This is a genomic window from Acinetobacter sp. ABJ_C1_1 (genome assembly GCF_044684115.1).
In the GTDB taxonomy this organism is placed as follows: Bacteria; Pseudomonadota; Gammaproteobacteria; order Pseudomonadales; family Moraxellaceae; genus Acinetobacter; species Acinetobacter nosocomialis_A.
In genome coordinates, this window is record NZ_JBITPU010000002.1 from 278,223 (window position 1) to 292,298 (window position 14,076).

Below are 14,076 nucleotides of genomic sequence, written 5' to 3' on the forward strand. Positions count from 1 at the left end.
AGCAATTATGCTTGCTCAATATCTTTCATAGTCAATTTGATACGACCACGGTTGTCAACATCAGCAACTTGTACTTTCACTTCCTGACCTTCTTTAAGAACGTCAGTTACGTTCGCAATACGCTCATTCGAGATTTGCGAAATATGAAGAAGACCATCAGTACCTGGCATAATGTTTACGAACGCACCAAATTCTACGATACGGATAACTTTACCGTCATAGATTTTACCTGGTTCAACTTCAGCAGTAATCGCTTGGATTTTTGCAATCGCAGCTTTAGCAGCAGCTTTAGTTTCACCAAATACGCGAACTGTACCGTTATCTTCAATATCGATTGCAGCTTTAGTTTCTTCAGTAATTTGACGGATTGTTGCACCACCTTTACCAATTACGTCACGGATTTTGTCCGGATTAATTGTAATTACTTCAAATGTTGGAGCATGCATTGAAATTTCAGGACGAGCGCGTGAAATTACTTTGTTCATTTCATTAAGGATGTGCATACGACCAGCAAATGCTTGGTTTAACGCAACTTCCATAATTTCTTCAGTAATACCTTCGATCTTGATGTCCATTTGAAGTGCAGTAATACCGTTTGCAGAACCTGCTACTTTAAAGTCCATGTCACCAAGGTGGTCTTCGTCACCTAAGATGTCAGAAAGTACAGCGAAACGCTCGCCTTCTTTCACTAAGCCCATTGCGATACCAGCAACTGGCGCTTTAAGTGGAACACCTGCATCCATAAGAGATAATGATGCGCCACATACAGAAGCCATTGAAGATGAACCGTTAGATTCAGTAATGTCAGATACAATACGGATCACGTACGGGAAGCGGTCAGCGGCAGGAAGAACTGCTTGAACACCACGACGTGCTAAACGACCATGACCAATTTCACGACGCTTAGGACCAGACTCACGACCTGTTTCACCTACAGAGTATGCAGGGAAGTTGTAGTGCAACATGAAGTTGTCAGTCTTAGTACCAGAAAGCGTATCAACCATTAACGCATCACGTGTGTTACCCAAAGTTGTTGTTACCAACGCTTGAGTTTCACCACGTGTAAATAATGCAGAACCGTGTGCACGGTCTAATACGCCAACTTGAACGTCGATCGCACGAACAGTTTTAGTATCACGACCATCAATACGTGGCTTACCAGACAAGATGTTGTCACGTACTGTACGGTATTTAAGGTCTTCAAATAATTCGTTTACTTCATCAGCAAGACCAGTTTCGTCATTTTCAGGAACGAACTGAGCTAAAGCTTCTGCATAAAGTGCATCTAATGCTGCATAACGATCTTGTTTAACTGCAATCGTATACGCTTCAGAAATTTTAGCTTCGAAAGCTGCTTTTAATTGCTCACGAAGTGTTTCATTTTTAGCTGGAGCAACCCAAGTTGATTCCACTGCACCAGCAGCAGCAGCAAATTCTTTAATTGCTTGAATCGCGATTTGCATTTCGTCATGACCGAAAAGCACTGCACCAAGCATTTGGTCTTCTGAAAGTTCTTTTGCTTCAGATTCAACCATTAATACAGCCGCTTCTGTACCAGCAACCACAAGGTCAAGGTCAGATTGAGCCATTTGTTCAAAGTTCGGGTTTAAAACATATTCGCCGTTAATTAAACCAACACGAGCTGCACCGATTGGGCCACGGAATGGTGTACCTGCAATTGCTAATGCAGCAGAAGTACCTAACATTGCAGCAATATCAGCTTCCATAGTTTTGTCAGAAGAAACAACTGTTGCTGTTACTTGAATTTCGTTGAAGTAACCTTCGGGGAACAATGGACGAATTGGACGGTCAATAAGACGTGAAATTAAAGTTTCAGCTTCAGAAGCACGACCTTCACGCTTACCGTAACCACCAGGGATACGTCCAGCTGCATATTGTTTTTCTTGATAGTTAACTGTTAACGGGAAAAAGTCTTGACCCGCTTTTGCTTTAGATTGAGCAACAACTGCAACTAAAACAGTTACGCCGCCCATTGTAATTAAAACTGTATTTGCTTGACGTGCAACGCGACCCGTTTCTAAAACGACTTGATGTTGACCGAACTGGAATTCTTTACGAACGATGTTAAACATTGACATGTATTGTATTTTCCTAATTTTATTCTAGTGAGACCCCTAAGGTTTGGCATTCAGACTACAACTATTGGTAGATAAATGACAAAGCTTAGAAGCCATCACACTAGACCAAAAATTTTAAATAATATTAAACGCAAAGAAGGAGCGCACAAGCGCCCCTTCTATAAATCGCCTAACGGTTGATTAGGCGAAACTTTCTTTCCAGAAACAAAGCATAGCAACATGCGATAAACCGAAAACAAAGCAAAATCGAATTAACGACGTAGACCTAAAGCACCGATCAAAGCAGTGTAACGCTCGTGGTCTTTACCATTTAAGTAGTCAAGTAATTTACGACGTTGGTTAACCATACGGATTAAACCGCGACGGCTATGGTGGTCGTGTTTGTGAGCTTTAAAGTGACCTTGTAAATCATTGATTTGAGCAGTCAATAAAGCTACTTGTACTTCTGGTGAACCAGTGTCGTTTTCAGCGCGAGCAAATTTAGCAATGATCTCTGCGCGGTCTGCATTAGTTAAAGCCATTCGATTTCTCCGAGATGCTTAAAAAATAAAATGATATGAATCAGTTGAGCGCAACTGACTGCCGTGCATCACTACAGCAAGTTGCCTATTTTAAGGTATCTATATATGGATTGCAAAATTGTTTTCAGTTACCTGTCATTTTAGACACTGACATACGCATCCGAACCCTGCACACTTGGCCTTCAATAAAAAGAAAGAAACGCGAGGGACGTGTGAAAATATTTTCGACCAACACCTGTCCAGTACCAGACGATATTGGATCGGTCATTCATCACAAAGATGAGGTACCTGCTGAACAAGGTGGAATGAATGAACGTCAGGTTCAAAAGATCTGGAAAAGTATTGAGTCACTCTATAAAACCGGGAACTATCCGCTCATTACTTTTTGTTTACGTAGACAGGGGAAAATTTTATTAAATCGAAGCATTGGCTATGCTCAAGGCAACTCTCCAGAAGGTTTGCAAAATAATGCAATCATCGCAACACCGGATACTCCGGTTTGCTTATTTTCAGCATCCAAAATGATTACAGCCATGTTGATTCATCTTTTAGATGAAAAAGGTGAAATCAACTTACTTGATCCTGTCAGTTATTACATTCCTGAATATGGTGTAAATGGGAAGCGCCGTGCGACCATCTTTCATTTATTAGCACATCGAGGAGGCATTCCTTATGTTGATGGAGAAGTCACTCCTGAATTACTTTTTGATAAAGATGAAATTTTAAAGCGCTTATATGCGGCAAGACCTGTTTCACCAGCAGGCAATCACCTTGCTTATCATGCTGTAACCGCAGGTTATATTTTAGGAGAAATTATTGAGCGAGTCACAGGACAAGACCTTCGCCAATTTGTGCATGAGACCATCGAGAAACCGATGGACATGCCTTATTTCAACTATGGTTTGAAACCAGAATATCGCTCCAAAGTCGCACTCAATTGTGCAACAGGTTTACATCCTCGCTTAGGAACAGATCATTATCTCAATCATGTACTAGGTGGCGGCTTACAACTCGCTGTAGATGTGACCAATGATAGCCGTTTTATGGATACCATCTGCCCTGCCGGTAACATTTATACCAGTGCCGAACAAGCTGGCCGCTTCTTTGAAATGCTTTTAAGTGGGGGAAGCTACCAAGGCAAACAAATTCTAAGTGAAAAAACAATTTTTAGAGCAACCCTCCCCACCACAGGAGTTAACATTGACCGAACCTTATTAATACCGATGCGTTATGCACTAGGTCCCATGCTCGGCAGCAATCCAGTAGGTTTATTTGGTCCAATGACGGGACAAGCTTTTGGTCATCTCGGTTTCTCTAATATTTTATGTTGGGCCGACCCAGAACGCGATATTAGTGTTTCATTACTAACCACTGGAAAATCTGTAGTGGGCACTCACCTCCCTGCTCTAGCCAACTTGCTCTATCAAATTTCTAGCCAATGCCCACGAATTCCTAGAGATCAGCGTCGTTCATTGTTTGGTAGCGATTCACATGAAACAGATCTAGTCTAAATAGTTATAACTTAGCGATAAAATAAAAAACCCAAGCATTTCTGCTTGGGTTTTTGGCGCTGTAGTTCTTGTTTATCGTGTTTATCTCTGTTTTTCTTGTTATATGTGAGATGCTTTCTGCATCTTTCTTCTTGTTTTATTCACTTCCGTTGTTTTTATTTCTATTTCCTTATGTGATGTATTTTGTCATATCCAATTATGAAGAAAAGTAGTATTTTTCTTATCATCATGTAAGCGAAAACGTACAGGTCTGTCTAATATTTAGCGTTTATCTGCAACAGCTAAATAACGTACGGTTCTGTATAACATTTAACTTAACAATTCACGCGAAAAATGACTATTTGAAACTCATATTACAAATAAATATATTAATATGTTCGAGTTAAATGATTGATAATCAGAAGAAGAAATAGCGTGATACAAACAAAGATTTATTTAATTTATTTGACGTGATAAAAACTCAAAATATAAAAAAGCCCTGTAGTCTCTCCCAAAACTACAAGGCTTAGCGGCTGTAAGTTTCCTCTTTATTCACCTACGTCATTGTAAGTTCGCAGTCTCTCGACTTAAGTTATTATTATTGTGCGATTTTGCCCGACATTCCTTGCCAAGCTCGTTGTGCGTTTATAATCTCAAAAACAGGGTGTGTTCTCTAGCAGCAAATATCTCGAATCCATGTAAGCTTTTTCTTACACGGGCAAAAATATTAAGTTTGACTTAACGAACTAACCGATTAACTTTTTCAACTAAACCGCTTTTCCTGGTCGTACGAACTGTAAAAGATTGTAATAAAGCCTCTGGATGAACCAAAAGACTTACCACCTTCTTCGCTCGTGTAATCGCCGTATAAATTAGCTCTTGGCTTAACAAATTCTTGGCGGCCTGATCGAGAACAACAGCAGTGTGTGTAAATTCAGACCCTTGCGATTTGTGAATGGTTAAGGCAAATGCACTTTGAATACTTTTAGGTAATCGGTTTGCGGCAACCCATTTATTTAAACTTGGGAAATACACTTCAAACTGCTGAGGCTGGGTTCTATGTTCAAAACATAAACCAATGTCACCATTTGAAATGCCGAGCTGGTAATCGTTATAAGTCATCATGACAGGACGGCCTACATACCATCCTCCTAAAGTCACAATACCTAGCTGTTGCTGTAACCAGCGTTCGGCATATTGATTAAGTTGCTGTAAGCCAAATGGTCCATGACGTACGGCGGTTAAAATACGGTAGTCATCGAATGACTTAACAATATTTTCAATATGCTCAATTGAGCGATCATCTTGTAAATAAGCTTTTAGGCTTTGCACATAGCCTTGAAAACCCACCATCAATTTTTGGTAGTAAGTTTCTAACTCTATAGGTGACTCTTCAGGTAAGTATTCAAGCTGAACCACATCGGGCATATTAGCTTCTAAAGGAATTGAACGTAGCTCTGAAACTTGAACAATATCAATTTCAAATTGCTGCAAAACTTGTTCATGATTGATCTGACTAGTCTGCATTTGAATAAATCGTGCAACCTGACCAATCAAAGCACCTTCTGCAAAACGACGGCTGGTTTGAAGGTGAACACGGTTTTCAGACAACGCCTCGATTTGCTGTAAATCTGCAAGTACCGCTCCAACATCTACAGAAGCAAGCTGGTTGGCATCGCCCAATAAAATAATTCGACAAGACTCAGGAACCACTTCAAATAATAACGTTGCCAGATTTAAATCCAGCATAGAGGCTTCATCCACCACAATAACGTCATAAGGCAAAGTTTGCTTTTGATTAAACCGTGGGGTTTGGCTATGCCCCATACCTAATAATCGATGAATGGTTTGGGTACTTTGGTTTCTTAGCTCATCACTAACCAACCCCGACTCAAGCAGTTTTGGGTCATTAAACGAGTTTTGTAAGGCTTCTTGCATACGCTGTGCAGCTTTACCCGTCGGAGCTGCCATTGCTACACGAATATGAGGAATTGCTTGACTCAGCACAGCAATAATACGAGCGAGCGTATAGGTCTTACCTGTACCCGGCCCACCTGTAATAATACTCAAGCTCTGCCGAGTCACCATTTGCAAGGCAGCTCGCTGATGAGGATCAGTGAGTAAGTCTAAATGCTCTTCACACGAAACTGGTTGAATTGGTTGCTGCTTTAATCGGCGAATTTGCTCAGCTAGACGTTGCTCTAGGTTCCAATATCGGTATAATGCCAACCCCTGCCCGTCGTGGACACAAGGGGCAACTTGAGACATCGCTTGTTCAGCAGATATCACCAGTTGACCAAGTGCTTCTGTTTGCTCTGGGCTGATCTCAATGCAACTATCACCTTGCAAGCTCGCTTCAATCAGCTGCTGCAAAAAACAAGCTGCCTCTGGAGCTTGTGTCTGTGCAGTAAACGGGGCTTGATTTAGAAAGGTACTCCAAGTCGTTAACCAGCTTAAATCGCTTTGATCAGGGCTATTTAGATTGTCCACACACTTATCCACCTAGTTTTCCACACGCTTGTCCACATGGTTATAGACAGGCTTATCCACACCCCAAGTATTTGTTAATTCTAAAATTAGATCATTTATCAGCATTTTTATGCAATTTTATCCTCAGCAAAGTACCCTAAAACAGCATCAAGTCGTAGAACAAATTCTGTACTTGGCTGCCAATAATAATAACCCTGCTCAGCTTCGCCATTCATACCGCGCAAGTAAAGATAAGTCGCCCCACCTAAATGTTGCTCAATATCATAATTCTGCATTTTGACTTTTAAATAACGATGTAGCGCAACCAAATACAAGCCTGCTTGCAACCAATAGCTGGCTAGAGACATACTTTGTGCAATGCTTTCTACACTGTAATCGGCAAGGTTTTCACCTAAGTAGTTACTCTTATAGTCAGCAATGTGATAACGCTGCCCATCAAAATAAACCAAGTCTATCGAACCATTTAAATAGCGTGCGGAACGAGCCTCTAATAAATCAGGCATTTCCATTCCATATTCAGCAAACAGCTGCTGAATACGTTTCATAGCTAACACTCGATCTGATAGGGCCAAATAAAAAGGACACTCTGATAAATAGTGCTCTGGCTGTAACTGATTTAAACGAAAGCCTTGATATAACGGTGTGCTTAGAATCTCTTGCAACCATTCGGCCACAGCGTGATAAAGCGAATATTCCGCTTCTTGTTCTTCGAGAAAGCTTTCTTGGTATTTGATTAATAAATCTTGCCACAAACTACTGTAGTCATTTTTAAAACGACGGCGTATTTCACTTACCCACTCATCTGAACATTGAAAATCGATATGTTCAAAAATTTCATGTAAGAAATTACCTGCAAGCGTCCCTCTCGGAAAATTACTTTTGATCCAGCTAATGGGCTGTGCTGCGGGCGACTCAACAGAAATAACCTGATCGAGTTCATCTTCAGCTAAAACAGCTTCATGACTCTGGCTCGCGAGTAAATCTGTACCTACTTTATGTCTTAAATGCTGTGCCAGATAACTAAAACTGGTTTTGCCTCTCGAATAGAAGCGCTGATCAGGAAAATGCTGTGCCTGTATCTCAATAATATTGATATGCTGATTTAAATGCATGGCAGCAGGTGGTTGCTCCAAAATCATTTCATCGGTACAACAACGGTGCTGGAAAGGTTCAGCTCTATTTTTCCAAAAAGCTAAACCTGAAACAGACTTGCCATCTGTATCTTGTAAGAGTGCATAAACACGATGACTTGCCCGAGTTAAAGCAACGTACCATAGACGGTTTTGTTCCGCCAAAGCCCGTTCTTCATGCTGCTTCAGCTCGGTTTCGTTTAAATATGTTTTATCGGCAATCGCAACAACACGTTGTGTTAGAGTTTGAGCCGACTCCGGAACCGTTATATCTTGGGTCGAGAAGTTAAGTGTTTTGTTATTTTCCCGAAATGGCTTGTCGGCCCCGAGCAAAAAGACAATTTTAAACTCAAGGCCTTTTGACTGGTGAATAGTCATGAGCTGCACACCAGCTTCACTCGACAACCTACGCTCTAACTCCCATTCGCGATCAAGCGGTGATTGTAATTGCTTGAGATACCAGTGATAGAGATTTTGCGCGCCCTGATATTTCTCGCTATGTTGGCTCAAAATTTCGGTCAAATGACGCAAGTTCACCACAACCCGCTCATTATCTTTACTCTGGACAGCAACCAGATTTTTCCAAATGCCAAATTGGTTTAAACATTGCTGCCATGCCACTAAAAAGCCCTGAGCTGACCACAATTCCCGAATAGCATCAAAGCCCGTCATGAACTGGCTTAAACCTTCAGCTGTTTGCTCAAGTTGCAACAGCTGTTTCAGGTCCATAGCAAACAATCGGCTAATCAAAGCTCGTTTCACTTTGGCCTCATCGTAAGGATGAAGAATCGCAGTGAGTAAGGCCCCAACATCCTGAGCAATTGTGCAATCAAAAACACTTCGTTTTGATGGCCGGTTAACGCGTATTCCTAAACGTTCTAATTCAAACTGAACTTTATCAAGGCCATCATGATTGCGTGACAAGACCGCAATATCATCTTCATTTAAAGCTTGGGTCTGAGTATCTTTTTGAAGATATAACTGCCCAGTATGTGACTGGTTGAGTAAATCCCGAATCTTCCATGCTACTTGCTGTGCTTCCGTTTCCTTGTCTTTGAGCATGAGCCAACGTAAAGGGTGCGGGTTAGGCTGATTTTGATCGACTAAAGCTGGGTGAGGTCGAGTCCCTGCCCGAATTGGGTCATATTGAACTTGCTCACCGAAGTCGATTTGCCTTTGAAATAAGGCATCAACCACTTCAACCAAGTCAGCGACTGAACGATGGTTATGAATTAATTTATATTCTCGACCATGCTTTGCCTGAATATCTTTATAGGCATTTAAAAAGGTAAGCATGTCCCCACCACGGAAACCGTAAATTGCCTGCTTACGGTCACCCACCATAATCATGCAACCTTTTTGGTAACGCTCTGGATGACGCCAAATGCTGGCGAGCATATCGTCTTGGTCTTGGTTGGTGTCTTGAAACTCATCGACCAAGATTAAGGGGTATCGAGCCTGCACAAATACGGCGAAACGTTGCCCCTGCTCGCCCTTTAAAGCTTCTGACAAAGTGCGAATTTGCTGAGAAAAAGTCGTCTCACCCTTATTTTGTAAAACCTGAGGTAAACGTTTCTTAACTTCTACACACAAATAGGCTTTTAAATAAATATGAAGCTGATCGAACTGTTCAGCGTAGTTTTTCAGCACACCAAATAACTGCTGAATCTGCTGAATACAAGGATGCTGATAGAATCCATCCGAAATTTCGGCGGGACATTTCTTGAAAACTTTCTGATCGGCAAGTTGGCCTAAAAATTTAAAAACAAGCTCACGTTGTGCAGTCAAAGATCCATCAAAAACTAAAATGCTGTCGCTTTGCTTTAAAACTTGTAATAACTGCGGTAAACACTCGCTAAATAATTTGTTAAACGCCCCATTACGGAATATTGTGCCGCTGACATGTTTATAGTGCTCGCCATCAAGCAAGTAATATGGCTCTAAAAGGCTAATATCAATTTCTGTTGCTAACTGTTTGAGCTGAGCAAGTTGTTCAAACTGAATAGTAGGCTTTTCGGGAAGCTTAAAATGAGCCGAACTAAAATTCAGTGAGTCTTCGACCAATTTGACAAAACTGTCGACACTTTTTAACTCTCCTGCCAGATACAACGCATCAATCACGGTTTGAGGCTGAGACTGTATCCATTCACGGAGTACATCGTGAATCAGTTGGCGGCTATAGGTTTTAGCATCATCAGTAATTTGAGCACGTTCAATTTTGCCACTCTCAAAAGCAAACTCACGTAACAGCTTTTGGCTAAAGCTATCGAGTGTTCCGACAAATAGCTCATCCAACTGATCGATCACGAGCTTTAAACGCTCACAGGCATAGGCAATACGTGTCGCAAAATGCTTGAGAACATGTTGGAGTAATAAGTCAGATTCTTGCTCGGCCTCCAAAAGAATCTCTTTTTCGGTCAAACTCCGCTTGGCATCTAAATAGCGGTAAGTTTCGACCAAACGCGCACGAATTCGGCTTTTTAACTCAGCTGCAGCAGCACGGGTGAAGGTGGTCGCAATGACTTGGCGCGGTAAATATTTCTCAAGAAAAATACGCACCATTAAACTCGACAGCGTATAGGTTTTCCCTGTGCCCGCCGAAGCTTCAATTAAATGCAATCCGCTAAATTCAATATCAATAATAGGTTGATAAGACACCTGTACTCTTGAGTTCATGCCTTACTCCGAATGTTGAAATTGAAAAACCGGATGATACAGGTCATAGGCAAACTCATCACAAGCATGTTGAAGCAATGCTTGTGCATCTTGTTCTTGCAAAATGAAACGCCAGTCCTTATGCAACTTACACGCTTCATTTTGTGTCATATCGATAGCGGTAAATGACCCTGTTTCATTCCAGTATTTTAACAGCTCGGCATAACTCTTCTCATCCAGTTTTATTTTTTCTGTCGGATTTGTTGTTTCCCACTGATATACCTTGGCTTTTTCCAGAGGCTTTAGCATTAAAGCTGCTGGTAGCACCAGTGGTTGCTGTTGAGCATAACGCCAGATCTTAAACCACGGTTGTAAATACTGCCGAGCTTGCTCCGAACTAATACCTTTACAGATTACGGTTTGATCACTAAAAACCACTATACGGCGTCTTTCAGCTCCTGCACTTCCCTCATTTAAATAGGCCAACCAAAGCAGGTACTCTAACCAGACTTTTGCACGTCTTTTTGCCCGAGCACTTGATGCTTCCATGCTGACCCAATCCAGAGTTTCAGATTTAGGCACCGTAATATTCATGTGCAGCTGTTTGGCAATTCGCCAGCTTCGCTGAGTGGTTTGCGTGACTGCTGGAGCATAATGATGAAGGCGTTCAAGCAAGCATTCCTGTTCAAAAATACCCTGTTGCCAAGCACTGTACTGAACTTTGCCTACAGGCAACTGATCAAGTAGAGCCTCAGGCTGTGCCTGTTGTTCATTTTGCTGTAAAAAATGTCGAATGGTATAACGGCCTAATCCATCTAAAAGCAAAGGTTCGTTCTGATCTAGCTCCCCCACACTTCCCAAGTTTTCTACACCTAAAGTTTTTAAATAAAGTCGTGCAGGGAAAGTCACATCTTGTATCCACTGATGGCTATCTAAAACCAACATGTCAGGTATTTCTAAAGGATAAGATGTATTCGCCCAAGGCTTAAGAACACCAGATGCTTGCTGAATTTGCATTGCCACATTAAACCAGTGATCTTGGTAACGAATGTAACTGTTCTCAGCCATAAAACCTTTAGGGTCAAACGGCTGTAAATAATGTAAATGGTAGAGTTGTTTTAATTGAGACGGAATTTCAATACCTTCAATCACTTCTCGATCGGGTGCATCTGGCTCCGGTTTTACAATAAGCGCAAGATGTTCACGGAACTCTTGAAGAATACTAGAAGGATCTCTCACTTCACCGTCATTGACATCAAAGCCATTATAAAACAGCCATAAGTTTTCTTGAGCTAAAAGTAAGGCATCTAAGAAAGCACCTTGGTCATCCTCAAGACGGGAACGATCACCTAATTGTTGACGTAAGGCATCCATCAAATCAAATGGTACATGCGTATCACGGTTTGGAAACTGCCCTGCATCCAAGTTCAACATCACAATTAAGCGATAAGGTAAGGGACGAATTTGTCCAATCTGAGCAAAGGTAATCTGTCCAGTCGGTTCAGCTTGAGCCGTCTGATTTTCTAAAGTTCGCTGAATCTCATCTAGAATATAAGGCAAAGGCAAGGTGATTTTACGTAAGGTGCCTGTTTCTGTCTCGGCATAGTAGCTTGCGAGCGTTAACATACGCTCTTGTTTTTTCACAATTTCCCGAGCAGTTTTTAAAGCAGCAACACCGGCCTGTTCAAACTCGACAATATCTTGCGACAGCACTTGTAGCCAGTATTCAACGGTATGAACTTTTCTTTGCTCATGCATAATGAGCCAGTCACGGCGCTCATTTAAATCTTGATAAATCTGAATGAGCGTACCAATGAGCTCAAAATCGCCTGGTTGAACCTTGGCATAACTGAGTACCTGATTAAATGTAGCATGTTCGGGAATTGCGATACCGAGCGCTAACCGCTCTAAAGCAAATTTAAAACTATATCGATAATCATCATCACCGTCACATAAGCTACGTTTCAGATGCTCTGCATCAAGACCACGTTTAAACCCTGCATCGGCAAGTAAGTTTAAAATTCGCTCTACTTGAGCATATTCAAGTGCATAGCGCTGCTGCGTCGCATGTAAACCAAGCCAGTCAGCGAAATCATCAAAGCTAAATCGCCCTTGCATAAGGTGAATTCGGCCAATTACGGCACGCCATGCATTGAGTGCATCGAGTGACGCAATACCAGCAATTTTTACGGGTAAATGGACACCTTGCTCGGTTGCTGTAGCAGGAAAAACACTTCGTATTAAAGGCTCAACTTCTGCCAAGTTAGGTACTAAAACCAGAATATCATTTGGACGACGCGGCTGTTCATGTGGTTTAGCCAACCAGCCAATCAATTGCTCTTTCAATACTTCAAGTTGGCGCAATGTTGAATGGCAAACATGAATTTGAATGGAGTCATCGTTCGGTGCAAGTTCGTATTGTTTAGGCTGTGGTTCTACCAGATGCAAAATATCTGACTGAACTTTGCCAAGTAGACTCTCAGGAAAATCATCTACAAAGGCATCCACCCATTTACCTTCTTCACCTGTAGACAAGTTCGAAAGTAATGAGAAGTGGTCGCGGGCTTGTTTGCCTAGTCTTGTTAAAAGCGGATGCCTTGACTCACGTGCCTCAGCATTAAAGTTAAGCGTAAATTTATCAAAGAAATCGGCAATTTCAGCATCAGTCGCTTGAGGATTTTTCGCAATAAAACGCTCTTTCACACCTAAGTCATAACGTTGTTTCCACAGGGGATCGACACTATCGGCCCAATATTCCTGTGAAGGGTTATAGTGCAAAATCAAAACATCAATGTATTGTCCTAAACGGCGCAAAAACTGAAGCTGGCTAGGCGGTAAATCTAGCAAAGTAAAAACGACTATTTGCTCCGGCAAACGAGACAGTGCTTTCTTCTGGCGCTCAGGATGGTCTAATTCCTGCCAAAACAGCTCGTCAATTTGCTGCATTTGCATAAAATCATCATGAAAATGCTGCTGCCACAACCAGCGCTGCCAACGTTCTAATTCTTGTGTTTGCTGCAAAGTAAAAGCAGAAATTTCTTTATCTTTCTGCGCAATATACTTTTCGATATCCAGCGCTCGGCCTTGTACCCACGCTGCTAACCAGTTATTTGGACAAGTACAGGTATTTTCACACCCACGTTGGCATTGTCCCCGATAAACCATGTAGTTACTAAATAAATCGGCAACCTGCTCGGCAACCCAATACAACATTTTTTGTTTTTTTAGCTGCTTCTCAATCCCTTGTTCAAGCCGATCTGCGCTGTCATAAATACGTTGAACAATAGAATGTAATGGATGTGAGTCATCTATACTCATTTCATCAGGCTGAATAAACTCTTGTAATGCCTGATGTACACGCCATTTAAAAATCAAGCGTGGAATATTGGCCTTACGAACCTGTTCCTTATGCGCTGTGAGGACCTGTTGATAGGCATACCACTGGAAACCACGAACACGTTGATGGAACTGGTAATTGGCGCTCATTCCTTGTTGTTCTGCAAGTTTTTGTATCAGCCATTGCTCTACCGCAGGACTTGGCACAATAAAATGCTGGGCTTTCAAAACCTGTAAAGGATGCGTTGAAGGTTGGGACGTAGATGCCAGTACGCCCTGCAACAACACATCAATACGTTGACTTTGAATAACATGGATGCCCATTTATTTCATATCCTACTCGCATAATTTATGC

At 41.7% G+C, this 14,076-nt stretch carries 6 protein-coding genes; 1 reads left to right on the plus strand and 5 read right to left on the minus strand.

Going from position 1 to position 14,076, the window contains the following annotated elements:
- Window positions 1-5 precede the first annotated feature (5 nt).
- Together pnp and rpsO are read right to left on the minus strand one after the other, a co-directional pair.
- Window positions 6-2,093 carry a polyribonucleotide nucleotidyltransferase gene (pnp, locus tag ACG59Z_RS05480; protein WP_288422346.1) on the minus strand — a complete coding sequence of 696 codons (2,088 nt, stop codon included), beginning with the start codon at window positions 2,091-2,093 and terminating at the stop codon, window positions 6-8.
- 257 nt (window positions 2,094-2,350) lie between these two features.
- The gene (rpsO, locus tag ACG59Z_RS05485; protein ID WP_001229357.1) at window positions 2,351-2,620 is read right to left on the minus strand and encodes a 30S ribosomal protein S15; all 270 of its coding nucleotides are present in this window, start codon (window positions 2,618-2,620) and stop codon (window positions 2,351-2,353) included.
- 212 nt (window positions 2,621-2,832) lie between these two features.
- On the opposite strand from rpsO, the gene ACG59Z_RS05490 reads away from it, so the two are divergent.
- The gene (locus ACG59Z_RS05490; RefSeq protein ID WP_263614938.1) at window positions 2,833-4,131 is read left to right on the plus strand and encodes a serine hydrolase domain-containing protein; all 1,299 of its coding nucleotides are present in this window, start codon (window positions 2,833-2,835) and stop codon (window positions 4,129-4,131) included.
- A 717-nt stretch (window positions 4,132-4,848) separates the two neighbouring features.
- Here the strand turns inward: ACG59Z_RS05490 and recD are convergent.
- The 3 genes from recD to ACG59Z_RS05505 form a co-directional block, all read right to left on the minus strand.
- A complete protein-coding gene (gene recD / locus ACG59Z_RS05495; protein WP_400198257.1) occupies window positions 4,849-6,600 on the minus strand; it encodes an exodeoxyribonuclease V subunit alpha in 1,752 nt (583 codons plus the stop codon).
- 107 nt (window positions 6,601-6,707) lie between these two features.
- Window positions 6,708-10,406 (minus strand): UvrD-helicase domain-containing protein, encoded by a 3,699-nt coding sequence (locus tag ACG59Z_RS05500; protein WP_400198259.1) that lies wholly within the window; start codon window positions 10,404-10,406, stop codon window positions 6,708-6,710.
- 3 nt (window positions 10,407-10,409) lie between these two features.
- Window positions 10,410-14,045 (minus strand): exodeoxyribonuclease V subunit gamma, encoded by a 3,636-nt coding sequence (locus tag ACG59Z_RS05505; RefSeq protein ID WP_400198261.1) that lies wholly within the window; start codon window positions 14,043-14,045, stop codon window positions 10,410-10,412.
- Between the last annotated feature and the right edge of the window lie 31 nt (window positions 14,046-14,076).

Coding starts and splice junctions, on each gene's coding strand:
- ACG59Z_RS05500 (WP_400198259.1), bottom strand. CDS start 10,406: ATGAACTCAAGAGTACAGGTGTCTTATCAACCTATTATTGATATTGAA.
- pnp (WP_288422346.1), bottom strand. CDS start 2,093: ATGTTTAACATCGTTCGTAAAGAATTCCAGTTCGGTCAACATCAAGTC.
- ACG59Z_RS05505 (WP_400198261.1), bottom strand. CDS start 14,045: ATGGGCATCCATGTTATTCAAAGTCAACGTATTGATGTGTTGTTGCAG.
- rpsO (WP_001229357.1), bottom strand. CDS start 2,620: ATGGCTTTAACTAATGCAGACCGCGCAGAGATCATTGCTAAATTTGCT.